The sequence below is a fragment of the Limisalsivibrio acetivorans genome (assembly GCF_000421105.1).
GTDB classification, from domain to species: Bacteria; Chrysiogenota; Deferribacteres; order Deferribacterales; family Geovibrionaceae; genus Limisalsivibrio; species Limisalsivibrio acetivorans.
This window is the reverse complement of the sequence record NZ_ATWF01000001.1, coordinates 1575480-1600922: the sequence shown is the minus strand read 5'-3', so window position 1 is coordinate 1600922 and position 25443 is coordinate 1575480. Positions and strand designations below refer to the sequence as shown.

The 25443-nt window shown below is 50.2% G+C and carries 27 protein-coding genes; 20 read left to right on the top strand and 7 right to left on the bottom strand.

The genetic code is table 11. From position 1 onward, the window contains the following. Positions 1 to 30: 30 nt before the first annotated feature. From K300_RS0107600 to truA, 5 genes are all read left to right on the top strand, one after another. Entirely contained in the window at positions 31 to 1023 is a 993-nt protein-coding gene (locus K300_RS0107600; RefSeq protein ID WP_022851071.1) for an SDR family NAD(P)-dependent oxidoreductase, read from the top strand. 25 nt (positions 1024 to 1048) lie between these two features. Next, entirely contained in the window at positions 1049 to 2536 is a 1488-nt protein-coding gene (gene lnt, locus K300_RS0107595) for an apolipoprotein N-acyltransferase (RefSeq protein ID WP_022851070.1), read from the top strand. Positions 2537 to 2656: 120 nt separating this feature from the next. Continuing rightward, the gene (locus K300_RS0107590; protein WP_022851069.1) at positions 2657 to 2896 is read left to right on the top strand and encodes a twin-arginine translocase TatA/TatE family subunit; all 240 of its coding nucleotides are present in this window, start codon (positions 2657 to 2659) and stop codon (positions 2894 to 2896) included. Positions 2897 to 2942: 46 nt separating this feature from the next. Further along, positions 2943 to 3623, top strand: coding sequence for an energy-coupling factor transporter transmembrane component T family protein (locus K300_RS0107585; protein WP_022851068.1), 681 nt, complete (start codon positions 2943 to 2945; stop codon positions 3621 to 3623). After that, positions 3616 to 4356: a tRNA pseudouridine(38-40) synthase TruA gene (truA, locus tag K300_RS0107580; RefSeq protein WP_022851067.1), complete on the top strand. Its 741-nt coding sequence runs from the start codon at positions 3616 to 3618 to the stop codon at positions 4354 to 4356. Before K300_RS0107585 ends, truA begins: the two co-directional genes overlap by 8 nt. Here truA and K300_RS16165 read toward each other — a convergent pair. After that, positions 4353 to 4922, bottom strand: coding sequence for a hypothetical protein (locus K300_RS16165; RefSeq protein WP_022851066.1), 570 nt, complete (start codon positions 4920 to 4922; stop codon positions 4353 to 4355). The two genes, truA and K300_RS16165, sit on opposite strands and share 4 nt — an antisense overlap. A 72-nt stretch (positions 4923 to 4994) precedes the next feature. After that, positions 4995 to 5228 carry a hypothetical protein gene (locus tag K300_RS0107570; RefSeq protein WP_022851065.1) on the bottom strand — a complete coding sequence of 78 codons (234 nt, stop codon included), beginning with the start codon at positions 5226 to 5228 and terminating at the stop codon, positions 4995 to 4997. A 138-nt stretch (positions 5229 to 5366) separates the two neighbouring features. On the opposite strand from K300_RS0107570, the gene K300_RS15005 reads away from it, so the two are divergent. From K300_RS15005 to K300_RS0107545, 5 genes are read left to right on the top strand one after another with little or no spacing between them, the layout of a single operon-like run. Beyond that, positions 5367 to 6209: a zinc dependent phospholipase C family protein gene (locus K300_RS15005; protein ID WP_022851064.1), complete on the top strand. Its 843-nt coding sequence runs from the start codon at positions 5367 to 5369 to the stop codon at positions 6207 to 6209. Positions 6210 to 6240: 31 nt separating this feature from the next. Next, positions 6241 to 7056: a sulfite exporter TauE/SafE family protein gene (locus K300_RS0107560; protein WP_081646921.1), complete on the top strand. Its 816-nt coding sequence runs from the start codon at positions 6241 to 6243 to the stop codon at positions 7054 to 7056. After that, positions 7056 to 7379: a DUF1634 domain-containing protein gene (locus tag K300_RS0107555; protein ID WP_162139869.1), complete on the top strand. Its 324-nt coding sequence runs from the start codon at positions 7056 to 7058 to the stop codon at positions 7377 to 7379. The genes K300_RS0107560 and K300_RS0107555 overlap by 1 nt, the downstream gene beginning before the upstream one ends. Next, entirely contained in the window at positions 7380 to 8165 is a 786-nt protein-coding gene (locus K300_RS0107550; protein WP_022851061.1) for an enoyl-CoA hydratase/isomerase family protein, read from the top strand. Beyond that, positions 8162 to 8803, top strand: a complete 642-nt coding sequence (locus K300_RS0107545) for an enoyl-CoA hydratase/isomerase family protein (RefSeq protein ID WP_022851060.1) — start codon at positions 8162 to 8164, stop codon at positions 8801 to 8803. Before K300_RS0107550 ends, K300_RS0107545 begins: the two co-directional genes overlap by 4 nt. Here K300_RS0107545 and K300_RS0107540 read toward each other — a convergent pair. Beyond that, positions 8800 to 10449, bottom strand: coding sequence for an ArnT family glycosyltransferase (locus K300_RS0107540; protein WP_022851059.1), 1650 nt, complete (start codon positions 10447 to 10449; stop codon positions 8800 to 8802). The two genes, K300_RS0107545 and K300_RS0107540, sit on opposite strands and share 4 nt — an antisense overlap. An 80-nt stretch (positions 10450 to 10529) precedes the next feature. Between K300_RS0107540 and sppA the strand changes: the two genes are divergently transcribed. Both sppA and K300_RS0107530 read left to right on the top strand, forming a co-directional pair. Further along, complete coding sequence (gene sppA, locus K300_RS15000) at positions 10530 to 11393, top strand: signal peptide peptidase SppA (RefSeq protein WP_022851058.1); 864 nt, start codon at positions 10530 to 10532, stop codon at positions 11391 to 11393. 72 nt (positions 11394 to 11465) lie between these two features. Further along, entirely contained in the window at positions 11466 to 12983 is a 1518-nt protein-coding gene (locus K300_RS0107530; protein WP_022851057.1) for a YifB family Mg chelatase-like AAA ATPase, read from the top strand. Here the strand turns inward: K300_RS0107530 and K300_RS0107525 are convergent, their stop codons facing one another. Further along, positions 12984 to 14315, bottom strand: a complete 1332-nt coding sequence (locus K300_RS0107525) for a dihydrolipoyl dehydrogenase family protein (RefSeq protein ID WP_022851056.1) — start codon at positions 14313 to 14315, stop codon at positions 12984 to 12986. Positions 14316 to 14520: 205 nt separating this feature from the next. Here K300_RS0107525 and K300_RS14995 point away from each other — a divergent pair, with 205 nt between their 5' ends. The 7 genes from K300_RS14995 to K300_RS0107490 all read left to right on the top strand — a co-directional run bounded on the left by K300_RS14995 (position 14521) and on the right by K300_RS0107490 (position 21771). Further along, positions 14521 to 14955, top strand: a complete 435-nt coding sequence (locus K300_RS14995) for a 23S rRNA (pseudouridine(1915)-N(3))-methyltransferase RlmH (protein ID WP_081646920.1) — start codon at positions 14521 to 14523, stop codon at positions 14953 to 14955. Positions 14956 to 14966: 11 nt separating this feature from the next. Continuing rightward, on the top strand, positions 14967 to 15329 hold the full coding sequence (locus K300_RS0107515) for a TraR/DksA family transcriptional regulator (protein WP_022851054.1): 363 nt from the start codon (positions 14967 to 14969) through the stop codon (positions 15327 to 15329). 152 nt (positions 15330 to 15481) lie between these two features. Further along, the gene (gpmI, locus tag K300_RS0107510) at positions 15482 to 17002 is read left to right on the top strand and encodes a 2,3-bisphosphoglycerate-independent phosphoglycerate mutase (protein ID WP_022851053.1); all 1521 of its coding nucleotides are present in this window, start codon (positions 15482 to 15484) and stop codon (positions 17000 to 17002) included. Beyond that, the gene (locus K300_RS14990; protein WP_022851052.1) at positions 17002 to 17685 is read left to right on the top strand and encodes a ComF family protein; all 684 of its coding nucleotides are present in this window, start codon (positions 17002 to 17004) and stop codon (positions 17683 to 17685) included. The genes gpmI and K300_RS14990 overlap by 1 nt, the downstream gene beginning before the upstream one ends. Beyond that, positions 17682 to 19547: an AAA family ATPase gene (locus K300_RS0107500; RefSeq protein WP_022851051.1), complete on the top strand. Its 1866-nt coding sequence runs from the start codon at positions 17682 to 17684 to the stop codon at positions 19545 to 19547. The genes K300_RS14990 and K300_RS0107500 overlap by 4 nt, the downstream gene beginning before the upstream one ends. Before the next feature lie 43 nt (positions 19548 to 19590). Further along, positions 19591 to 20589, top strand: a complete 999-nt coding sequence (gene gap / locus K300_RS0107495) for a type I glyceraldehyde-3-phosphate dehydrogenase (RefSeq protein ID WP_022851050.1) — start codon at positions 19591 to 19593, stop codon at positions 20587 to 20589. Between the two features lie 15 nt (positions 20590 to 20604). After that, positions 20605 to 21771 carry a phosphoglycerate kinase gene (locus K300_RS0107490; RefSeq protein WP_022851049.1) on the top strand — a complete coding sequence of 389 codons (1167 nt, stop codon included), beginning with the start codon at positions 20605 to 20607 and terminating at the stop codon, positions 21769 to 21771. Between the two features lie 981 nt (positions 21772 to 22752). Here K300_RS0107490 and K300_RS0107480 read toward each other — a convergent pair. Then, positions 22753 to 23190 carry a PilZ domain-containing protein gene (locus K300_RS0107480; protein ID WP_022851048.1) on the bottom strand — a complete coding sequence of 146 codons (438 nt, stop codon included), beginning with the start codon at positions 23188 to 23190 and terminating at the stop codon, positions 22753 to 22755. A gap of 145 nt (positions 23191 to 23335) precedes the next feature. Between K300_RS0107480 and K300_RS0107475 the strand changes: the two genes are divergently transcribed. Beyond that, on the top strand, positions 23336 to 23728 hold the full coding sequence (locus K300_RS0107475) for a (deoxy)nucleoside triphosphate pyrophosphohydrolase (RefSeq protein WP_022851047.1): 393 nt from the start codon (positions 23336 to 23338) through the stop codon (positions 23726 to 23728). Here K300_RS0107475 and K300_RS0107470 read toward each other — a convergent pair. After that, entirely contained in the window at positions 23725 to 24474 is a 750-nt protein-coding gene (locus K300_RS0107470) for a DUF815 domain-containing protein (RefSeq protein ID WP_022851046.1), read from the bottom strand. The genes K300_RS0107475 and K300_RS0107470 overlap by 4 nt on opposite strands. Further along, entirely contained in the window at positions 24471 to 25442 is a 972-nt protein-coding gene (gene hemB / locus K300_RS0107465; RefSeq protein WP_022851045.1) for a porphobilinogen synthase, read from the bottom strand. The genes K300_RS0107470 and hemB overlap by 4 nt, the downstream gene beginning before the upstream one ends. Position 25443: the final 1 nt, after the last annotated feature.

Below are 25443 nucleotides of genomic sequence, written 5' to 3'. Positions count from 1 at the left end.
TGAGCGGTTAAATAATCGGGTGAAGGATAGATGAAAAAGATACTTGTTACCGGAGCGGCGGGCTTCATAGGTTGGTACACGGCAAAACTACTGCTGGAGCAGGGTATTAGCGTTGTGGGGATCGATGATCTGAACAGCTACTACGATGTGAGACTCAAGAGCTACCGCCTGAACAACCTTGAAGAGAGGGAGAACTTTACCTTCATCAAGGGTGATATCGCTGACATGGAGGCGATGGAGGGTGTTTTTGCCGAGCATTCCTTCGATGCGGTTATTAATCTCGCCGCCAGAGCGGGTGTGCGCTACAGCCTGGAGAATCCCCACATATACCTGCGAACAAACACACAGGGAACCCTTGTTCTGCTGGAGCTTATGCGCAAACACGGGATAAGGAAGTTCGTACTCGCCTCGACCTCCTCCCTCTACGCAGGGCAGAAGATGCCCTTTAGCGAGAATCTTCCCGTAAATACCCCCATATCACCCTATGCGGCGAGCAAGAAGGGTGCGGAGGTGATGGCTTATACCTACCACTTCCACTACGGCATCGATGTCTCTGTGGTACGCTACTTCACCGTATACGGGCCGGCCGGAAGGCCGGATATGAGTATCTTCCGGTTCATAAAATGGATAGACGAGGGGACACCCCTCACCCTCTACGGGGATGGAACACAGAGCAGGGATTTCACCTACGTCGAGGATATCGCCCGGGGAACCGTTGCGGCATTGAAGGATGTGGGCTATGAGATAATAAATCTCGGCGGCGGCAAGCGGCCTGTTCAGCTGAATGAGGTGATCTCAACCATAGAGAAAAGCCTCGGCAAGCAGGCTGTTATAGACAGGAAGGAGTTTCACTCCGCCGATATGACAGAAACCAGAGCGGATATAAACAAGGCTCGTGAGCTTCTCGGTTGGGAGCCGGAGATAGATCTGGATGAGGGGCTTGAGAGGAGTATCCGCTGGTACAGGGAGAATATAGACTGGCTCAGGGATGTTTCCGTACAGGAGCAGACGGGGCTTTCCTGATAATGAATATAAAAGGAATGCTTTTATGCGCAAACTGATAGTAGCCCTCGCCCTTGCGGCTGTTTCCGCCGCTATGCTCACTCTGGCGGTTCCCGGCCACGGCAGGGGCTTTTTGGCCTTTTTCGCCTTCATACCCCTTTTCCACATACTCGACCATGGATATGCAGGCCCTCTGAAAACCGCTGTGATGTTCGGCACAATATTCTACGCCACAAACCTCAGCTGGATGACCATACCCCTCAGCCGGTTCGGGCATGCGCCCTGGGTTCTCTCCGGTTTGGCAGTTTTTCTTTTTGCGCTTGTTTTATCACTTTTCTATTATTTCTTTACCTTGGCTTACTCAAAGATGGGGCATAATGCTCTCATTCCACCGCTGGCTCTTGCGTTATCGGAGCTGATAAGGGGTTGGGCGTTTACCGGTTTCCCATGGCTTACCCTTGCCCAGACCCAGTACAGCTCATATAACATGCTCTCCTTTGCGGGGCTTGCGGGTGAATACGGACTGAGTTTCATAATCGCTCTGGTGAATCTGCTGGTATACAGATTCATCGACGGCAGAAGATATCAGTACCTCTTCTACGCCGTCCTCACCGCCGGACTGGTCTATGGCTACGGCTATTACATGAACCAGCAGACGGCGGAGACGAAAAAGGCGGATGTGAGGATAGTACAGCCCGGCTACTCCCAGGATATTAAATGGGAGCGGAGTGAGAAGTACAACATATACTCGCTGGTAAGCGGAATGCTCAGGGAGAGTGCGGACGGTGATTTCGATATGATAATCCTGCCGGAAACCGCATATCCCGGTTTTATTCAGAACGATCCGGAGGTCGACATACTCCTAAAGACCGTGGGGCATGATGTTCCTGTTATAACAGGGGCGATGCGCTACGAGGTTGTCGACGGAAAGAGGAGATACTACAACAGCGCACTCCTATTCAATGAGGGTAAAGGGGATGTTTACAACAAGGTGCATCTTGTCCCCTTTGGCGAATACTTCCCCCTCGGCGATATGTTTAAGCCCATTGAGCATTATTTCTTTCAGGGGGGTGAAGACTTTACCCCCGGCAGTGAGGTTCAGGTCTTTGATGTGAACGGGATAAAGGTTGCACCGATGATCTGCTACGAGGGTGCGTACAGCTTCCAGCTGAGGCGGCAGCTTAAGCTCGGTGCTGAGATGGTTGTTATCCTCAGTAACGACAGCTGGTTCGGCGGCTCAGCAGGCAGGATACAGCATCTGGCTGTGGATGTTATGCGAGCGGCGGAGTACAACCGAAGCGTTGTGCGGGCCACGCAGTCAGGCATATCCGCTGTGATCCTCTCCGATGGAAGATTAGCGGATATTATGGGCATAGGGAAAAAGGGCTTCATAGATGCTCAGGTTCCCGTTGTTCAGGCGGATACCCCCTTCAGGACCCTTGGCTATCTCTGGATGCCGCTTCTAGCTCTGCTTGCGGTTATCCTGGAGATAAGAAAAAGGGTGGAGAAGAGGCGAAGACGCTTTAAAAACTAAGGAGCTTAATCCGGCGGATTCTGCCCTTTATAAGAGGAGCGAAAGCCCCTCGAAGCAATGTTTTGTATTGAATTTAACTACAATGTATATTAATGTTTTCTACATTCTCAGGAGGCAGCTATGTTTGGATTAGGTTCTCAGGAACTTCTCATCGTTTTGATCATCGCTATGGTTATCTTCGGTGCGGGCAAACTCCCGCAGATCGGCGAAGGAATGGGTAAAGCTATCCGCAACTTCAAGAAATCCGCCAAGGAAGCCGAAGACGCCATCGATATAACACCCGATGAAGAGGACGATAAGAAAAAGATCTCCGGTTCCGAAAATAAAGACGAAGAAAAAGACGAAAAGAAGGACGCATAGTTTCAGGCGTTTTTCTTTAATCATCTAGATTTATGGAGAATCCCCTTTGACCGGCGTAAGTTATGAAAACACCGGCGTGAGCTTCGGAAGCTATCATGGAGGGGATTCTCTGCTTCACAGGACACACCCCGGCGTTAAGTTCTTCTCCCTCGTTACTGTTATGCTCTTTGCAGGTGGGGCTGAGACTAAGGCTTCACTCATTATTTCCCTTCTGTTTCTTTTGCTCACCTTTGGTATATCAAAAATACCCGCCTATTCCTATTATAGAGCACTCCGTCCTTTTATCCCGATCCTCGGCGTTTCGTTCATAAGCCATTACTTCTTCGGTGAGAGGAGTATAGCAGATGCAGCTGTGGTTGCTCTCAGGATAGGGATACTGATTGGATTCTCTTCGGTGCTCACATTCACAACCCCCACAGGCGAGCTTGTGGGGGTCTTCTATCATATACTCCGCCGTATCCCCTTTGTTGATGCAAAGGGTATAAGTACATCGATGCTAGTGGCCGTGCGCTTCCTCCCAAGATTCCTCAGCGAGGCGAAGGGGGAGGGGGGGATCATGGAAAGGATTCGCAGGCTTTACAACGGTGCGTTGAACTATTCCTCCGAATCCGTGCAGGAGATACTCGATAATTTTGACGAGGTTGTCCGTATGCCGGGTATGGGCCCGAGTGATGCCTATACAGCTGGACTTGCCCTCATTTTCTGTGCGGGGGTGATCCTTGTATAACAAGCGTTGCGTTGTGGAGTATGACGGAACGGGCTTTGCGGGCTGGCAGGTGCAGAGTACGGGGCGGACGGTTCAGCAGGTTATAGAGGAGAAGCTCACCGAGATGTACAAGGCACCTGTGAAGATCATCGGTTCGGGCAGAACAGACTCAGGTGTCCATGCCGAAGGGCAGGTTTTCAGCTTCATTACCGATAAGTATCTGGATAGAAAGGCCCTTGTGTACGGGCTTAACAGCCTCCTACCCGATGATGTCGTTATCAAGGATGCCGAAGATGCCCCTCTGGAGTTCCACGCCCAGCAGAGTGCCCTCAGCAAAACCTACCGATACCGCATCCTTTCCCGTGAGTACGGCTCAGCATTGGAGCGGAACAGGCTCTGGTGGATAAAGAAGCCGCTGGATCATGTACTGTTCGGCGAGCTTTTGTCCGTATTTGAGGGTGAGCACGATTTCGCCGCATTCTGTGTCCGTCAGAGCTTGAAGGAGAATACGGTAAGGCGGATAAACAGTTTACAGATGGAACATTCAGACGGGTTCTTCAGTCTTGAGATAAACGGAAGCGGGTTCCTCCATATGATGGTTCGCAACATTGTGGGAACCTGCGTGGATTTCACCCTTTGGGGGTGTACCCCCGGGGATATACGGGATGTTTTTGCATCAAGGAACAGAGACAGGGCGGGCATAACAGCACCCGCCCATGGATTAACATTAGTAAAGGTCTTCTATGGGGATTAGTGGACTATGTCCGTAACCTTCCCCTCATCGTTGAAATAGATCCTTGTCTTCTGGAGCCTGTCACGATAGTAGATCCAGGCATCCTTATCAAGAGTCGCCGTCATGCTCTCCGGAGGGTAGCCCATGGCGGTGAGAACCATCTCCTTGTCCATATTTATAGCGGGTTTACCCTGCTTTATCAGTGCCGCCGCCTGCTCGCTCCATTGACCGAGGTTTACACTCTTCTCACCAAGCATAAGCTCACGAACCTGATTGAGGGTCTTACCCGTCTCGGACTTGAAGTTTACAACTGTAATCTTCCTGTTACCCTCAACGGTCTGGATAACATAGGTTCCATGCCCCAGAATATCTTTGCCGCCGAAGGATACAACCCTCACAGGAGTGTTTACGGGCAGAAGCTTCCCACCACGGTAGTTGGTGGTCTTGTGGCTTGAGTTAACGTAATAGAAGCTGTACTGGGTAAAGTACACTTTGCTCGCATCATCAATGGTTCTCCCCTGCTTAACAGGAGCACAGGCCAAGCCGCCAATGATAAGGGCGATCGATATTATCTTTATAAAACGCATACACTATGCCTCCCCTTTATTATGTAGTGCATCTATATAATACGCACCAAAAGGGGGATTTGGCAAACCGCATTAACCTTCATGGGGCTTAATGAACACCTTGGTTTCAACCTCAAGATATTTCTCGTACCACTTGCCGAACTCATTCTCGACCCACTGGCGGTCGATATCGTTCATATCACTGGTGAGTTTATCAAGTTCCTTTTCCATGTCTTCTACAACGTTTCTTTCTCCGATGGTGAGCTCCTCCCACGCATCCTTCATGTGAACGATCTCTTTCCTTAACTCAAGTGCTCTCTCTTTCATGATTCCACCTCCAATAAAGGTCTTAAACCCCTCTCTCTTGGGGCTACAATCGATTAATTATAATAACACCATAATTATCCTAATTGATTTTGTCAACGGGGATTGACCAATTCAGTATTAGGACTATTATCTATAATTATGATAATACGTGCAGCAGCGGTTTTCACCGCTTTTTTGATATTCCTTCCTGAAAACGCCCTTGCGTGGGGCTTTCAGACACATATAGCCATGGGAACGAAGATACTGGCAGATACGGATATGCTTGTACTCAGAAGCTATCCCGTACACTTTCTGCTCGGGAATATATTCCCCGATTTCTTCAACTTCCTGAAGGACTTTTCATCGGTTAAAAGGTCGATGGAGACCCATTCATGGCGCACTGTAAGCCGTTTGTTTAAGGGTGCGGAAACCGATGCGGAGAAGGCTTTTGCCCACGGCTACGCCGCCCATCTCTCTGCGGATATCATCGCCCACAACAGCTTTGTACCCCAGCACATGCTCTATATGGGCAAGGGTAGGATGAGTTCTCACCTTCTCCTTGAGTATGCGGAGGAGGCGCTCCATAACAACAAGTATCGTGGGCGTTTGCTGAGCCTCATTGATGATGCGCATATAAACGGCGAGCTCTTCCTGCGTGTAATGGGTGTGGACAGGGATTACTTTTACCGTGAGGCTATGTCGATCCGTCGTGCGGTATACTATCAGAAGATGTTCCGTCTTCAGGATATGGTTAAGGCTTATAAGATGATGAGCATGCCGAGTTTTAAAGAACACTGCACCATCTTCCGCAGGGAGGCGGAGAGATTCGTTAAGGCCTCTGTGGAGAACGGCTACCATGAGCTCAAGGAGCACGACCCTACGGGGAAGGGCGCCATGGACGAGGCTAGGAAGAAGCGTGACGATCTGCTTAGAACCACGACACCCTCCCAGCTTAAGGACACCCTGAGAAGAGGAAACGCCAGCGAGTATAACCCCGCTTGACTTTAGCACCCCCCTGTCTTATATCTTGGTAATGATTGAGATATTGCTTCTCCTTATTATGGGTTTCGCAGTGGGGGTTATCGGATACCTGTTGGGGCTTGGCGGCGGTGCATTGATTGTACCTGTTCTGGTCCTTGTCTTCGGCTATCCAATCCATGAGGCTATAGCCTCATCCCTTGTGGCTATCATAGCGGGGAGCATCATGGTTGCCTCGGTGAACCTGCGCAAGGAGATCATCAATATACGATACGCCGTTACCCTCGAGCTGGTTACGGTCTTCGGCGCAATCATCGGCAGTTTCATAAGCGTCTCCATACCCGAGAAACCCCTCTCTCTTGTTTTTGCCTTTGTTATGGTTGTTACAGCAGTTTTCATGTGGAAGAAATCCCAGCCCTCCGAAGCACTTGAACAGGAAGAGGGGAGCGGAGCTCTCGATTCTTTTTATTATGATGAGTCGAGGGGAGTGCATGTGAACTACTGCGTGAAAAGGATCGCACCCACCCTCGGCGTTTCTGGAGCGGCGGGGCTTATTTCCGGCATGCTAGGCGTTGGTGGCGGGATATTCAAGGTGCCAGCCATGAATATAGTCAGCTGTATCCCCATACGTGTGGCAACGGCTACCAGCAATTTTATGATAGGTTTCACCGCCGCCGCAGGGTGCATCGCCTATTTCAGGGCAGGGTATGTTAATCCGCTTGTGGCCGGTTCTATGGTTGTGGGGGTTCTCTTCGGTTCAAGATATGCCACAAGAAAGCTCACTAAGGTTACCGATAAGAAGGTAAAGCTGATATTTATCCTGTTCCTGCTTTTTGTTGCACTGCAGATGTTTATAAAGGGGCTGCAATGATGGAAAGGAACCTGTCTGTTGTCCTTAAGTCCGGCGGGCTTCTGAGTGTGGCTCTCATGATAATCGGCATCGGGGAGGGGCTCTTCCTCCATGCGGATATGGAGCATACGCCGTATACAGATCTTGGGGAGATGTTCTCAGGGCTTGTCTCCTTCGATCCCGTGCAGACCCTTTACGCAGGCGTACTCGTTCTTATAATCACGCCCCTCTGCGGGCTTTTCTATATGATGGTGCATTTTCTCATGAAGGGCTCATTCAGGTATTCGCTGATGTGCCTTATTATCTTTCTGATGCTCGCAATAGTTATTGTACAAGGGGGCTAGATGAACTGTTTTGAAACCGAAACCGGAAACGGAATCGCCGTTATAACGTTGGGCGGAACTTGCGGCGATCCCTCTTTACTGGCCGAGGAACTCCTTCGCCTTGAGGGGGATAGGGCTGTTGACGTTATTGTCCTTAAGGGGCGTGAGGGTCGTTTCTGCATAGGCAGGCCTGTGGAGGATCTTAACGATTTCGGCCTTAAGGAGGCCAGAGCCTATGCTGTGCGTGGGCAGAGGCTTATAAAGGGGATGCGTGAATTGAAGAAGCCCCTTATATCCTCCATAGACGGCGAGGCATTCGGGCCTGGATTTGAGATAGCCCTTGCCTCGGATATCATACTCACCACCAAAGGCTCATCCTTCGCCTTTCCCGAGGTAAAGCTGGGGATAGTGCCAGGTTTCGGCGGAACACAGCTTTTCACACGAAAGATCTATGAAACCTTCGTCAAATACCTTGTTTTCACCGGTGATGCTGTGAGTGCGGCGGAGATGCGTGAACGGGGGATAGTGAACAGGGTTTTCGATACATCTGAAGAGCTTAGGGCGTATACCGATGAACTCGCTGAACGTATGTCAAAACGAAGCTCCTTCGCCCTCGGTCTGGCTAAGGAAACCATAAACGCAGGGATCGGCATGGATCTGGACAAGGCACTCCTCCTTGAGCAGAACGCCTTCACCTTCTCCTTTTCCTCACCCGACAAAAAGGAGGGTATGGGAGCCTTCATAGAGAAACGTCGGCCGGACTTCAAGGTGCGCTGGGAGGACATATCCTTCGAGGATAAGGAATGATCGAGCTCAAGCTTGAGCATGAGACGGCGTATATAAGGCTTATTCCCCACGAAGGACGCTTTACCCTGCTCGATGTGCCCACCCTCAAGGAGATTCGTTCCGTCCTGCGCCGGCTTGAGTTCAGCCCCGCAAAGGTTATCCGCATACTCGGCGAGGGTGGATGTTTCGCCGTGGGGGCTGACCTGAAAACAATGTATTCCTACGACGGCATGGATGCCAAGGGCTTCTCCGTTCTGGGAAACTCCCTCTTCGGGCTCATGCGCCGCATGCCGCAGATTATTATTGCCGAGATCGACGGCTTCTGCATGGGCGGGGGTATGGATTTTGCCGCTGCTTGTGATTTCCGTCTGGCTGTGAGGCATTCAAAGTTTGCTCATCCGGGGCCTAAGCTCGGCATAATAACAGGGTTCGGCGGAACTCAGGCTATACCGAGGTTAATGCGTCCGGCGCATCTGCAGGAGCTCTTCAATACAGGCGACATCTTCGAGGCGGACTTTATGCGGGAATCGGGCTATCTCTGGCAGACCTTCCCGGACAGGGCTACGATGCTGGATTACAGTTCAGGCCTTGCCGAAAAGCTCACCCGCACGGACAGAGAGCTTCTGGCGATGATGAAGCGGGAGATAATGCAGGGCTAGATAGAGGTTGCGTTGTCCTTCGTGCTATGAAGTCCCGGTTTTTCTATCTCCCTTTCCAGATCACGCTTAAGCTCGTCTATGGTCAGGTTGTCCGTCAGGTTATCCGCTTCTGTTCCGTTATCCGATGTTGTTTCGTTAACTGGTGCTGTTCCATTGTCCGCTGTTATGCCCTTTGCAGTTCCGTTGTCCCCTTGGGGGCACTCTATGGGTTCGCATTCCTTCTCTATAACCCTTTCATGTATCTCCACAGGGCGCACGAGCACCGTTCGCACACGCCTTGAGCGTCCGATAACTCGTTCGCTATCCTTCGGTTCGTAGCCTCTTCCTGCAATGAACAGATAGGGCCTGTCCTCCGGTGCTTTGTAGCTGTATCTGTCTAGGAAGAATGTCATCGCTGCATTGTAGCCTATGTCCTCCCGCCAGCGTTCCTGACCAACTATCGGCATTCCGCTCAGTTTAGAGATCCTGTTTGCCTCTATAAGACACTTATAGGAATCCCAGTTCAGCGGATAGGGGTAAACGAGGAGGAGGGAGGCGTATATGGCGGCAAAGCCGATAACCACCTTTTCGTAATCGAAGTGTTTGATGGAGTAGATGCCGTATGCGGTGAAGATCGAGGCGAAGACGTAGAACTGATAGAGGTATCGGTCATCCCGAGTGGATACAAGGTGGATAAGGGCGAAGTGTATCACCATGGTGACGGCCCAGAGTCTCAGCTCCGGCTTGCCCCTATGGTTTCTGAAAGCCTTGTAGAAACCGAAGAGCAGGAAGGGGATGTAGATGAAGTACCTCTGGGCGATGAATCGGAAGTATTCGTATAAGGGGGTATTCTGCCCTCCGTTGAATTCCCCCTCACCCTGAACCCGTTCCATAACCTGTTCATTGAAGAATACATTGAGGAAATCGGAGTTGAGAATGGCATAGGCGTACCACCATGCGAAGGTCAGGGCGAATATCACAAGGGAGCTGGTAAGCCCTTTGAAATTCTCCTTGAAGATGGCACGATCGAAGAGGATGAAGTAAGCCAGTCCTGTAATTATAGTCAGAAACCCCAGCGGCCCCTTCACGAGTACGGCTAGCCCAGCTGTGAATCCCCATAGATACAGCCACTTGTTCTTCCTGTCCTCCATGAACTTCATCAGCATAAGAAGTGAGAGAACGATGAACATGCTCACCATCCCCTCCATCCGGTTGGTGAATGTGTTCTGGTATACGGTGTAGCTGGTGCAGACCGCAAAGACGCTAACGATGCCTGTGTGGCGTGATATGAATATCTTTCTTGCGATGTAGAAGAGGAGCCATGAGAGTATCAGGAATGAAAGGAATCCCCCCATCTTTGCCGCAAAGGGGATACTGCCGAAGATTTTTATGAATACTGCGTTTATCCAGAAGAATAGAGGGGGCTTGTTGAGGTATACGAGATCCCCCGAGTGCATTATGAGAGGATCCGGCGAATGCAGGACACTCTTGGATACGGCGGCGTAGAGTAGGCCGTCCTGTCTGAGGTCGTGTCTTATCATCCCGTGGCCGAAAACGGCGAATACGAGGAATGTAACCCATCTTGATTCATAGAAGAAGCGCATTAAACGAAGCATTCTAACCTCCGGCGGTATATAGATATCACCAGCGGTGATGATATTCAACATTATTTGCGCTCCCTCCTTTGTCTTGTCTGTCCGCCGGGGTTCTGTTATTGTTTTTCTGTAACATTGAGGGAGGAAACCGCATGAGACGAAGCTGGGGACGATTTGTTCTTAAGTTTATAATAATTATACTTATTTTAGGTATCTTCGGCCGTATGGCCTATGTTCTCACAGGGCAGGATAAAAGGCACTATCCCGAGAACACCGTAGTTGCCCTTGATATGGAGGGGCTCATCTCCGATGCTGATACATATATAAACATCCTCAAGCGTTTCAGCGAGGATGAGCGCATTAAGGGGATAATCCTCAAGGTTAATTCACCGGGTGGAGTTATAACACCTACCAAAGAGATATATGACTACATAGCAACCATAAACAAGCCCGTCTATTCCGCCATGGACACAATGGCAGCCTCGGGCGGATACTATATATCAATCGCAGCGGATAAGGTATTTGCCATGCCCTCAACCATAACGGGGAGCATCGGCGTTATCATGCATCTCAGCAACACACAGGAGCTGATGGACAAGATCGGCATCAAGAACGTTATCATCAAAAGTGGTGAGTTCAAGGATATCGCCTCACCCACACGTGAAATGACAAGGGAGGAGCGTGAGATCCTCCAGCAGACGGTTATGGATATGTACGAGCTCTTCATTGCGGATATCCTCAAGCGGCGGAATATGGAGGAGGATCATCTCCGGAAGTATGCGGACGGAAGGATTTTCACCGGAAAGCGTGCCAAGGATCTCGGCTTTGTGGACAACCTCGGAAGCTGGCGTGATGCCTTTGAGGAGATGAAGAAGGAGATCGGCATAGACACCCTTGAGCTTCGCAGATACACGCCTAAAGAGGATGTCTGGGAGCGTATGATGGGCGTCTATAAAGGCTTTTTCAGCCGGAGCGATGTTCCTGATTTTTACTACCTCTACGATCCGGGGATGTAGAAGCGAAATAAATATTTTACATTCCGCAAAGTCTTTTCTATACTCAGCGTGGAATAACTTGCGGAGAATGAATTGTTTTCAAAGATATACAGCGCCCATCTTTCAGGTATAGAGGGGGTATTGATCGATGTTGAGGTGGATATGTCCTCAAACGGTCTGCCCGCCTTTGGTATAGTCGGTCTGGCCGAGGCCTCTGTTCGTGAGAGCAAGGACAGGGTGCGTTCCGCCCTGAAGAATATCGGCTTCAATATCTTTACCCGCCCCATAACGGTGAACCTCGCCCCTGCGGATTTCAAGAAGGAGGGGACAAGGCTCGATCTCCCCATGGCGGTGGGTCTGCTAAAATCTGCCAAGGCCTTTGAGGGGGACACGGATGAGACCATCTTCATCGGCGAACTCTCCCTCGACGGCCGTATCCGCCCCGTTAGCGGTATACTCCCCATTGCCTCCTCCATACAGAAGAAAGGGTTCAGACGCATCGTACTCCCCGAGGGGAATGTCACAGAGGCATCCCTGGTGGATGGTCTTGAGATTGTCGGTGTGGAGAACCTTTCCCAGGTTCTCGCATGGCTTATGGGCAGGGAGGAGATAAAGCCCGTTTACGGCGATGCCTCCCGCCTTGAGGCGAAACGGGGGTCGGCCCATGACTTCCGTGACGTTAAGGGGCAGTATACGGCCAGACGTGCCAGCCTAATCGCCGCCGCAGGGATGCACAACATCCTCATGATAGGCCCTCCGGGAAGCGGAAAGACTATGATTGCAAGACGACTCCCCGGCATACTCCCCCCTATGGCAACGGAGGATGCGCTGGAGACCCTAAAGATACACTCCGTGGCAGGAACGGCAGGGGAGATAGAGCGTCCGGTACTTGAGAGGCCGTTCATCGCACCCCATCATACCAGCAGTAACGCCGCCATCATAGGTGGAACAGGTAAAGCCCTCCCCGGGCATGTAAGCCTCGCCCACAACGGTATTCTCTTCCTTGATGAGATGCTGGAATTCAACCGCTCCCTTCTGGAAACCCTCCGTCAGCCCCTTGAAGACAGAATAGTGACCGTGGCAAGGGCGGGGAAGACGGTAACCTATCCCTCATCGTTTATGCTTGTGGGGGCGTGCAACCCATGCCCGTGCGGTTATTTCGGCGACAAGAAACGGGAATGCACCTGCTCCCAGAGTACCATCAACAAATACCGTATGCGCCTTTCCGGTCCGTTGCTGGACAGGATAGATATCCATATGGAGATGCAGGCTGTGGAGCTTAAGGAGCTTGCGGAACTGGAGGACGGTGAGCCATCGGAGAGCATGGCGGATAAGGTGCTGGCCGCCAGAGAGGCTCAGAACAGGCGTTTCGGCGGAAACGGCTTCAACGCCGGAATGAGCGAGCAGGATATCAAAAAACACTGCCGGCTGGACGATAAGTCGATGAAGATGCTGGAGAACGCCTGCGATAAATACGGCTATTCCGCAAGAGCGTACGCAAAAATCCTTAAGGTTGCCAGATCCATAGCGGATCTGGAATCATCCTCTGACATACAGAGCAGGCATATCCTTGAAGCATTGCATTACCGTGTGCTGGACAGGCAGGCGTAGCTACCTCGCCGCCCCGTTCACCGCCTCGGAGAATGTGGGGTGCACATGTATTGTGAGTGCCACATCCTTAACATGGAGCCCCTTGTCTATGGCGAGGGTTATCTCGTGGATCATCTCTGCGGCGTAGCGCCCTATGATCACCCCGCTCTTTACGATCCCATCCCCGTCAATGCCTATCTTGACGAAGCCTTCCCTTGCATGGGTGACGATTGCCTTGCCGTTGTGGGCGAAGCGGAACTCCTTAACCTCGGAAGCCTTTGACAGATCTCCAACGGAAGCCACCTGCGGCGTTGTGAAAACAGCTCTCGGCACGGGCTTGTCCCAGTCCATCTCGATATCCTTGCCGAGGATCCCCTTGGCTAGAACCATGGCCTCATACTCGGCGGCGTGGGCGAGCATGTTGCGCCCTATGACATCCCCGGCGGCATAGATATGCGGCTTTGAGGTCTGGAACTTCTCGTTTACGCTTATGAAGCCCTTCTCCGAATCAATGCCTGCGGCCTCCAGATTCAGTGCATCCAGATCCGGCCTTCTGCCGGCGGCTACCAGAACCTTGTCCGCTGAGTAATGGGTACCCCTGTCCGTCTCGAGGGTAACCCTCCCATCGTTTATGCGTGAGGATGTTATCTTGGTCTCGGTGTGTATCCGCACACGTCTGCCTTTGAATACGTCGGCGAGGATATCCGCCGCCTCTTTGTCTTCGCCGGGGAGGAGCTGATCCGCCATTTCGACGATGCGGACATTGCTCCCGAAGGCGCAGTACATGTTTGCAAACTCACACCCGATCGCTCCGCCGCCTACTATGACAAGTTCCTCCGGGAGGCTGTCGTTATAGAGCATATCGGTGGAGTTCACCACCTCTTTGCCGTTGAAAGGGATACTCGGAAGCTCTACGGCTCTTGCTCCTGTGCATATAACTATGCGGTCTGCTGTAAACTCGGTATCCTCGTGACCCTTTACGGTGATGGTTCTTTCATCCTTGAAGCTTGCCAACCCCTGGATGAATTCAGCATCGGACTTTTCTATCTGCCTTGTAGAGCCGGCACTCAAAAGATCTATGTTCGCCTTCACGACCCTGTTCATCTCGGGGAAGTCCACCCTGAGACCGCCGGAATAAACACCGAATTCACCACAGCTCCGTATCTGCTCGCAAGCCTCCGCCGCCCGTATGAAGGACTTCGTAGGCATGCAGCCCTCGTTTACGCAGGTTCCTCCGATACGCTCCAGGCTCGTTTCAACGATACATGTTTTCAGCCCTCCACGGCTCAAGAGAACCGCCGCCGTTATCCCCGCAGGGCCTCCGCCCAGAACAGCCGCATCAAAGTGCTTCATGGTAAACCCTCCAGATAATAAATATCTCCAAGCCTAACAGTAAAACTCCTCCTTCTGAACAGAAAATCAACCCTGCTCCAAAAGAATGGAGCGGGGAATTTACCAAAACGGCTGATTGAGCCTTCTGTAGTAGTTTTGCAAAGTGCTAAAAAAAAGGCGATAATCGTTGACATACCCGCCCCGTTCTGATATTTCCGGTTAATTTATGAAACTCAGGATAATAATGTCCTCAAGGGTGAAGGACAGGCAGGTGGAAGAACTTGCCTCGGAATACATTAAGAGGACGAATGCCTGGGCCGAATGCTCCATGCAGGAGATTGCTAACTCCAATCCGGAGAAGCAGGCACAGGCTCTTTTGAAAGCCGGTAGCGGCTGGCTGGTCGGGATGGACCCGGCAGGGAAACAGCATAAATCCAGCGAGGCCTTTGCGGAATGGCTGAACGGAAAGCTGGAGACTCACGGCGGTGTAACCTTTTACATCGGCGAGGCGGATGGGCTTAATAAAACCTTGAAAAAAAACGCCGATGAGTTAATTTCCCTGACAGGCTTGACAATGGGTCACAGGATATGTCTGGTGATGCTGGCGGAACAGCTTTACCGGTCGATGACCATAATCAAGGGGCATCCCTACCATAAATAGGAGGGTTTGTTATGGATGTAGAAAGGAAGGAGCGCTACAGAAAAAGACTCGTTGATATGCGCACCGATCTTGTAAGAAAGCTCAACGAGAAATACAACGAAGCCATCGATCTCGGCGGTGATGGAATCCAGGATTCCGCCGATGAAGCATACAATATCTATAATAAAAACCTTATGCTCGGCAAGGTTGAAACCGATGCCCTTAAGCTTCGCCTTGTGGAACAAGCTCTGCAGAGGCTTGAAGCCGGAACCTACGGCGTTTGCATGGAGTGTGAAGAGGATATTGAGGAGAAGCGGCTCGAGTACGTTCCCTTTGCCCGCTACTGCACAGAGTGTAAAACCGAGCTTGAGAAGAAGGGTCTTGTTAAGATGTAATTACAAGGGGGCTTAAAAAGCCCCTTTTTTTATGCCTAACCCCCCGTCACACCTTTTTTTCGTTGATGAAAACCAATTACGATATTATCTTGAATTGGGCTGTGTGGTAGTTCACCCAGCGGAGATATCGATATTTTTGGAGATGATTGTTTATGAAGAGACTTATTCTGCTCATTCTGGATGGCTGGGGATACCGTGAGGACAGCCGCCATAATGCCGTTCATATATCAAACCCCGTGAACTTCAACCGCCTTTGGGCGAACTCACCCAAAACCCTGCTCAATGCCAGTGAAGAATCTGTCGGGCTACCTCCTGGGCAGATGGGGAACTCCGAGGTGGGGCACACCAATATCGGTGCAGGTCGCATCGTTTATCAGGACTTTCTCAAGATTAATATGGATGTGGAATCGGGGGAGATACGCAATAATGCGAACATAAAATCATTCTTTGAGGAAACCGCCTCCTCCGGCGGAAGGCTCCATTTCTTCGGCCTTCTGTCCGATGGCGGAGTCCACAGTCATATAAAGCACCTCAAGGGGCTCATAAGCTTTGCCAAGGATATCGGAGTTGAGGATATCTTTGTCCATGCCTTTATGGATGGTCGCGACACACCCCCTAAGAGCGGTATCGAATACATGAAGGAGCTGGAGGCTTTCCTTGCGGAGCAGGGTGTCGGCAGGGTCGCAACAGTATCAGGGCGCTACTACGCCATGGACAGGGATAAGCGCTGGGACAGGATAGAGCAGGCATACCGTGCCGTTCGCCGAGGTGAAGGGCTTAAGGCTGATACCGGAGCCCAGGCTGTCAGCGATGCCTATGCCAGAGGAGAAACCGATGAGTTCATCCGCCCCACCATCATAGACGATGCAGAGGGTGATGTACGTGATGGAGATTCAGGATTCTTCTTCAACTTCCGTGCGGACAGGGCAAGGGAGCTCACCGAAGCTCTCAACGAGAAAGACTTCGACGGATTCGAGAGGGTAGAGGCCCCCCAGATAAAATACATGACCATGACACGCTACGAGAAGGACTACCCCTATCCTGTGGCGTACCCTCCAGCTGAGCTTAACGAGATCTTTGGTGAGGTAGTATCCGCAAAAGGGCTTAAGCAGCTCCGTATTGCGGAAACGGAGAAGTATGCCCATGTCACCTACTTCTTTAACGGCGGGCGTGAGCTTGTCTTTGACGGAGAGCTCAGGGAGCTGATCCCGTCGCCCAAGGATGTGCCTACATACGACAAAAAACCCGAGATGAGCGTTGAAACCGTTGCAGACACATTCGAGGATGTTTTCATAAATAAGGGTATCGATGTTGCTGTTATGAACTTTGCAAACCCCGATATGGTGGGGCACTCCGGTGTTGAAGAGGCCGCCGTTGCAGCCTGCGCCGCTGTGGATAAAAACCTCGGCAGGGTTATGGAGATAGCAGAGAGGACGGGTTCTATCCTTGTGGTAACTGCGGATCATGGAAACTGCGAACAGATGTGGGATTTTGAGAACGATCAGCCACATACCGCCCATACGCTGAATCCCGTTCCCTTTGCTGTGTACAACCACGAATGCCGTATTAAGGATAAGCGTGGGAAGCTGGCGGATATAGCACCCACGCTCCTCGACATGCTTGGCATTGAAAAACCTGAAGCTATGACAGGCGAAAGCTTGCTGGAAAAGTAATGCTTTCCGAGGTCTTTACCCCATTCTGCACAGGCTGCGGGAGGCTTGTTTCCGGTGAGGTACTGTTCTGCAGTGAATGCGTTGAAAGGTGCGAAGGTTTCGAGAACTTCTGCTCAGGATGCGGAACCCCTTCAAGGGTGAAGAACGTTGTTGCCTGTGCCGTATGCGCAGGTGGGAAGAAGTGGGACAGGCTCCATGTGGACTACGCCTACCACACCCCGGTGCGCAGGCTTCTGAAAGAGATAAAGTTCGGCTACCGCATACGGGGTGCTTACTCCCTTGGCGGGCTTATCGGCAATATGGAAAGATTTGAGCACTATGATAGAGTAATACCCGTCCCCTCCCATTACACAAGGAGGCTGAGGCGGTTTGTACACCCCGCAACATCGGCTGCAAAGCTCATCGCCGAAGGGGCAGGGGTGCAGTATTCAGATGCTCTGTACAGGAAGAGAAGAACGCTTTATCAGTGGAGCATCGGAAAGGATGTCCGCAGACACAACGTAAAGGGTGCCTTCGGCATTGATGAGAACTGCAACCAATTGAAAATTCTGCTGGTGGATGATATAATCACTACAGGCTCAACCGTTGATGAATGCTCTGCTGTATTGAAACGGAAAGGTGCTGATACGGTTGATGTATATGCGTTCACCGGCGCATTCCGTTTATTAGGGGGTTCCCTTTGAAGGATCTCGTTCTGAAGCTCGCTGAATACACAGGCGGGCTGGGTTTTCCGGTTTTTGTATATTTCCCGGGTGATTCATCCATGTTTCACCTAGAGAATGGGGAAGCACGTGCAATGAAAGTGCCCGCACCCATTAAGCGTCCTCTTACCGATTCCGGCAGGTATATCAGTTATTTCAAGAAAGGGAACAACTACGTTGTCTTCTATTTTATCCGCATGAAAATGGATAACGAAGACATTGTTCTTGTTATTCAGGACACGAGGGGGGGCGGAAGAGCCGGCATATTCATGGCCACCGTTACCTCCATGATGAACAACTTTGAGAAGAAAGCCGTTCAGCTTGATTCTGAGGCGAGGAAATACAGAGCAGAAGCGGAGGAGCACTCGTCCCAGTTGGGTGAGGCCAAGTCGAGACTTGAGCGAACCAAACAGGAGCTAGAGGAACGCAATATCTCCGACTTCGACCATCTCAACGCCGATGAGGATATCAAGGCGGAGCTCCGTAAGATGGTTGATAAACTCACCGATGCAGAGATTGAGCTCGCCAGTAGTCAGGGAAAGGTTAAGAACCTTGAACGCACCATCATGGAGCAGAAGGAGACCATTGAAGAGCTTGAGAAGGGTGGGGACGATGCCGATGAGATGAAGAATCTCAAAAGTGCCCTACGCAGGATGGAGCTTGAGATGGGCGACCTCAGAGAGCTCCTTGATGAGAAAAACGAAGATATCAAGGCCCTGCAGAAAGAGGTTGCCGGTGATTCCGAAGGATGTAAGATCCTCGAGAAAAAGATAGACGAATACGAAACCAACCTTGCCGAATCCGATGATAAGGTTCGGGAGCTTGAGCTTGAGCTGGAGGAGAAAACCCAGGCACTGGTAGAGAATGAGGAATCCGTTGATATCCTTAGAAACAGCCGCTCAAAGATGCTTAAACTGCTTGATGGAATGCCCATGCCGCTATTTTCCATCGGGCTCGATTATAAGGTGCGCAACGTAAACAAGGCCTCCGGTGATTTCGCCGAGGTTGATAAGCTGAACGAGATGGTCGGCGGGATATGCTACAAGGTGATCTTCGGCTATGATGAGCCCTGCCCGTGGTGTAAGATGAATTCCATTGTAGAGGAAGGTCTGGATAGTACCAATGAACATATAGAAGTAACCAAAGACGGTAAGAGACTACGGCTTGAACAGAATATGTACCCTATCCATGATCGTGAAGGGAACATAGACGAGATTGGCGAGCATCTTGTCGACATGACCGAGCAGTATGAGATCATCAACAACCTCGAAAGCGCAAGGGATCAGGTTCGTAAGTTCAAGAAGGCAAAACTCGGTGACCTCAACGAAAAGGAGGAGCTGAAAAAGGCCTATGGCGAGCTTAGTGAAAACTATGACTCGCTCATGGAAAAGTATCAGAAGATGAGTAAGGCGATGGAGAAGCTGCTGTCCGAGGATAAGATGAACGAGCTCCTCAGAACCAGAGCCGAGAACGCCGAGCTTAGAAATAAACTCTCCCGTGCAGCCAGCGCTCTGCGTAATTACCAGACAAATCTGGAACAAAGCACAAACCGCTTTAGCGAGCTGAATAAGAAGACCACATACCAGCTTGAAAGACTGATCAATATCATTAATAATAAGAATGTGCTCAAGCAGGAGGATATCCAGCGGAGCCTCGCCTTTGCAAACAGCGAGATAGAGCGCATTAAGATGGAGTTTGAGAAGCAGGAGAAGAGGCGCAGAGAGAAAGAGGCGGGAAAGAACGCGCCGAAGGCGCTAGAAAAGAAAGATGATGAGGAAAATTCCGAAGAAGAGGAAAAGAATGGTTCCGATTCTGAGGAAAAAACTGTAAAAGATAGTAGTTAAATTATTATAAAATTTTCTGCAACATATTAAGGAGGAATTTCACATGGCAGTAAAAATCGGAATTAACGGGTTTGGAAGAATTGGCCGCTGTGCATTCAGGGCTATCTTCGAGAGAGGTCTTGACGTTGAGGTTGTAGGAATTAACGATCTCACTGACCCCGCTACACTTGCTCATCTTCTTAAGTACGACTCCGTTCACGGTATCTTCGACTTCGATGTTGAAGCGGACGGGAGTGCGCTTATCGTTGATGGTAAGAAGATAAATATTACTTCTGAGAGAGACCCCGCAAAACTCCCATGGGGAGACCTTGGTGCGGATGTTGTTATAGAATCAACAGGTATCTTCAGAAAGCACGAGCAGGCCTCCAAGCATATTCAGGCCGGTGCTAAGAAGGTTATCATCTCTGCACCCTCCGGTGATCCTGATATTACAGTTGTTATCGGCGTTAACGACGGCGATTATGATAAGGCAAAGCACAACATTATCTCGAATGCTTCCTGTACAACAAACTGCCTCGCACCCGTTGCTAAGGTGCTTAATGACTCCTTCGGAATCGAATCCGGTATTATGACAACTATCCACTCATATACCAACGACCAGAGCATCCTCGACCTCCCCCACAGCGACCTCAGAAGGGCAAGGGCTTGTGCTGTAAGCATGATCCCCACCTCTACAGGTGCTGCTCAGGCCGTTTCCCTCGTTCTCCCCGAGCTTCAGGGCAAGCTTACAGGTCTTGCTGTTCGTGTACCCACACCTAACGTTTCCGTTGTGGACCTTACTGTAAATCTTAATAAAGATGTTACGGCAGAAGAGGTTAATGAGGCTATTAAAGCAGCGGCTGACTCCAAGCTTAAGGGCATCCTTGAGTATGTGGACAAGCCCCTTGTTTCCGCAGATTTCAACGGAAACCCCGCTTCATCCCTCTATGATGCTGAGCTTACAAAGGTTATCGGCAAGAGAATGGTTAAGGTATTCAGCTGGTACGACAATGAGTGGGGCTACTCAAACAGAATCGCAGAACTCGCTTCCAAGGTAATGTAAGGGGGCTTTGCAGATATGGCTAAGAGCATAACCGACCTTCAGCTCGAAGGTAAGAAAGTTTTTATGAGGGTGGACTTCAATGTCCCCCTCAAAGACGGCAAGGTACAGGATGATACCCGCATTGCGGAGGCGATGAAGTCCATCGAATATGCCCGCAGTCAGGGTGCAAAGCTTATCCTAGCCTCCCACCTCGGCAGGCCGAAGGGGGAGCGTGTACCGGAGATGTCGCTCAAGCCTGTTGCAGACTATATATCAGAAAAATATTTCCCCGTGACCTTCGCCGCAGACTGTATCGGTCCCGAGGCGCAAGCGGCCGGAAAGCTCAATAACGGCGAGGTTGCCCTCCTCGAAAACCTTCGCTTCCACAAAGGGGAAGAGAAGAACTATCCCGAATTCGTTGATGAACTGGCGCAGCTTGCAGAAGTTTATGTCAATGATGCTTTCGGTACATGCCATCGTGAGCACGCCTCCGTTTACGGCCTTGCGGCCAAAATGGAAGAAAAGGGTGCGGGTTTCCTTGTTGCTAAGGAGATCAGCTATTTCGAAAAGCTTCTTAAAAGTGCGGACAAACCCTTTGCGGCTATCCTAGGCGGAGCCAAGGTTTCTGACAAGATAGGTGTTATCGAATCCCTTATGGAAAGAGCGGACAGGATCCTTATCGGCGGTGCGATGGCCTATACATTCCTCAAGTTTATGGGTAGAAATGTGGGCAAATCGCTAGTGGAAGAGGACCAGAAGGATACTGTGGATAGAATCCTTGCCAAGGCGAAGGAGAAGAACGTTGAGCTTCTTCTCCCCGTGGACCACGTTGCTGCAAAGGAGTTTAACTCTCCTGAAGGTATCGATGTGGGGGATCCGGATATCCCCGATGATATGATGGGGCTCGATATCGGGCATGAGACCGTCGAGCTTTACACTAAGACCCTTGGGGAGTGCAAAACTGTTCTCTGGAACGGCCCCATGGGTGTGTTCGAGAAGGAACAGTTCGCCGCAGGAACCTTTGCCATCGCAAACTTTCTGGGTGATAGTGATGCCACAGTCGTTGTTGGCGGCGGTGATTCCGTCTCCGCAGTGAAAATGGCAGGCATCGCAGACAAAATCGACCATATATCCACAGGTGGCGGAGCATCTCTTGAGTATCTTGAATTCGGGAAGCTCCCCGGTGTGGAGATACTGGGCTAAATAATCAATTCAAACTATATATAAGCGGCCTTTAGGGGCCGCTTTTATTTTGCATACTTTTCTAAAAGGTATGTGGCGCATAAGCGCAAGACTAATACATTAGTGACTAATTTCGAGTATAAGTTTGTAAAAAATAAGACTAAGGGGAAATTTTTAGGGAAAACTTTCCCCTTAGAATCCCCTTAAAAACCCATTTTTGGGATTTATAAAGGTTGAAGCGAATAAAGCCAACACGGATGTTGGCTCTGAAGGCGTAGCTGAATTGGGCTTTGCTCAATTCACTTAGCCGGAAGTACGAGAGGGCAGGGTTTCCCTGCCCGAACAGCAATGGAATTTCCATGGATGGTAAATTCCATAGATAAAATTTCCATAGATTATATATAGATTATATTAGGGAACAAACCACCCCTTAACAGCCCCTCAAAAACTCACGTTGAAGATAATTATAATGATTGATGTGTAGTGCGCCTTAACCCATGAAAGCTTATGCTAATCATGCAAATAAAGTTGATACGCAACAGGCTTCCAAGGATGGAAGCCCTGAAGGCGAAAGGAAGAACAGCTTTGCTGGTCTGACGAAGCCGGAAGCACGAGAGGGCAAGGTCTCCTTGCCCGAACAGCAATGGAATTTCCATGGATGGTAAATTCCATAGATAAAATAAAGACTAAAGGGAAATTTTTAGGGAAAACTTTCCCCTTAGAATCCCCTTAAAAACCCATTTTTGGGATTTATAAAGGTTGAAGCGAATAAAGCCAACACGGATGTTGGCTCTGAAGGCGTAGCTGAATTGGGCTTTGCTCAATTCACGTAGCCGGAAGTACGAGAGGGCAGGGTTTCCCTGCCCGAACAGCAATGGAATTTCCATGGATGGTAAATTCCATAGATTATATTAGGGAACAAACCACCCCTTAACAGCCCCTCAAAAACCCATTTTTATCTATCTGAATAATTTTCCATCCATGGAAATTATTCTCCCTTTCTCACCCCTTACTGTCGCCGGTGAGGATCTTCATTACCATGTCCTCAATACGTTCCTGATCCTTCTTCCTTATATCTGTAAACTTTATTCCGCAGAGTTTATGCGTACGCCACACAACCCTACCAGTAATCACCTCGCTGGCAAAGTTATCAGCAGTTAATGCCATATTAGGGCAGTTAACGCATTCCATACGCTTAAGAGAATGCTTGTTTCCAATCTCTATAGTTTCATCGATGAGCAGGTTGTTGCCATGTACTATACAAAGTCCACCTGCACTGAAGTTTTTAACCATAGCCATAAAACATTTGCCGGACTTTTTAACACCGGAATTTTTGTCCATCTCAAATACTGAGACGCACAACCGAAAATTGCTGTCCGCCCTGGGATGTTTTCTTTTTATCTGGCCTTTGCCAACCATATTTTTGAATTTATTGAGCATTTGGACTCCGACGCATTGAGTATTTTATATTACTTATTTTATTGAAGAGTCGGGTTTTCTTCAAGCTATCATTTATGAAAATAGTAATAACTGTCTAGAAATGAGGGATGACTTATAGTAATATTGTCTGAAGAAGGAGTTCTTTATGTCTGTGGATGTTTCGGCTGCGGTTATTTTGCGTGATGGAAAGATCTTTCTTGCCAGAAGGGGGCCGACCCAGCGTCTTGCTGGTTTCTGGGAGTTTCCCGGCGGTAAGGTTGAGCAGGGGGAAACCTCCGAGTCCGCCCTTAAGCGTGAGATACGTGAGGAGTTCGGAATTAACATTGAAGTAAAGGACTACGTCGGCGAGAATATCCACGATTACGACGGCTGGACAGTGAACCTCAGGGCCTACATCTGCAGATGGGTAGACGGCTGGCTTGTGCCCAAAGAACATGACGAAACAGCATGGGTTTCACTTAATGAACTGCATGAGTACAGGCTAGCACCAGCCGACATATATTTTATCGAACAACTCGGCAGGTTTCTAGAACCCTAACCATCTTTCGATGCACGAGACTCGATCAGCTTCCAGACGGCAAACTGCTTCGCTATCCTTCCACTTCTTCCTCCCCTGTTTATGGCAAAGTTTTCTGCTTCACGCTCCCAGTCGATTCTGTCCCTGACATCCAGCTTGTTGAGGTAATGCTCTGCTATGGCGAGGTAATCCTTTTTGGGAACAGGGTAGAATCCCACGGATAAGCCGAAACGTGCGAAGAGGGATGTGCGCTCGTTTGCGGCATCTCTGTCGTATATATCTTCTGTATCTGCAGCGGATTCACGAACCATATGGCGCATGTTTGATGTTGCGGTGAAGATACAGTTGGCGGGCTTTGTCTCAAGCCCCCCTTCTATGGTCGACTTGAAGCGTCTGAATAGGATATCGTCACTGTCGAATGAAATATCATCGAAGTAGATGAGAAATCGGAGCTCGGGATCCTTTCGTATCACAGCGTATAAGTCGTGGATATCCGCAATATCTTCCTGCCGGAATTCCACAGCCCGAAGGCCTTTCTCTGCATACTCTGTGAGAACCATCTTTATTATGGACGATTTCCCAGCGCCCCGCTCACCCCAGAGTAGAATGTCCAGTGCGAAGCCTGTTTCTATAAACGACTCAATGTTGGCTGTTATAAGATCTATCTGACGCTCAAGGGCAACCAGATCAGTTCTGTACACATCCTCCAGCGCCCCTATGGGCTCAAGACCTCCGTTTTTCCAGCGGTATGCGGCCGGTCTGTTCATCCCAGTAGCCTTGCCGCATCCTTTGCATAGTATGTGAGTATAAGATCCGCTCCGGCACGCTTCATGGAGAGGAGGGATTCCATAACCACCTTGTCATGGTCGAGCCAGCCTTTCTCCGCCGCTGCCTTGAGCATGGAGTATTCACCGCTTACGTTATAAGCGGCAATCGGCTTATCGAAGTTATCCTTGAGCTCTCTGATAATATCTAGATAGGGAAGCGCAGGTTTAACCATAAGCAGGTCCGCACCCTCTTCAACATCCGTTGCGGCCTCTCTTATCGCTTCCTGACGGTTTGCCGGATCCATCTGGTATGTCCTTCTGTCGCCGAAGGAGGGGGCACTGTCTGCGGCGTCCCTGAAGGGTCCATAGAATGCAGAGCAGTATTTAACTGCGTAGCTCATTACGGGTATATCTGTGTAGCCCTCAACATCGAGAGTATCCCGGATAACGGCCACACGGCCGTCCATCATATCGCTTGGTGCAACCATATCCGCACCCGCCTTGGCGTGGGATAGCGCTTCGAGCCCCAGGTACTTCAGCGTTTCATCGTTATTAACATCGTTGTCGTGTATTATCCCGCAGTGGCCGTGGTCCGTATACTCGCACATGCAGACATCGGTGACCACATACATCTGCGGAACCTCTTTCTTGATCGCTCTGATCGCTCTTTGTATGATTCCGTTGTCGTTGTATGCCTCACTCCCCTGGGGGTCCTTATGATCCGGTATGCCGAAGAGAATAACTGCGGGAACGCCCAGACCCGTTAGCACAAGGCATTCATGTACTATATTATCGATGCTCATCTGGTACACGCCGGGCATGGAGGGGACTTCGTTCTTAACGCCTTCACCTTCACAGACGAAGAGAGGGTAGATGAAATCATCGATGGAAAGTTTTGTCTCTCGGACCATGCGGCGTATTGTATCATTTCTTCTAAGTCTTCTGCCTCTGTCTATGGGGAATGGCATA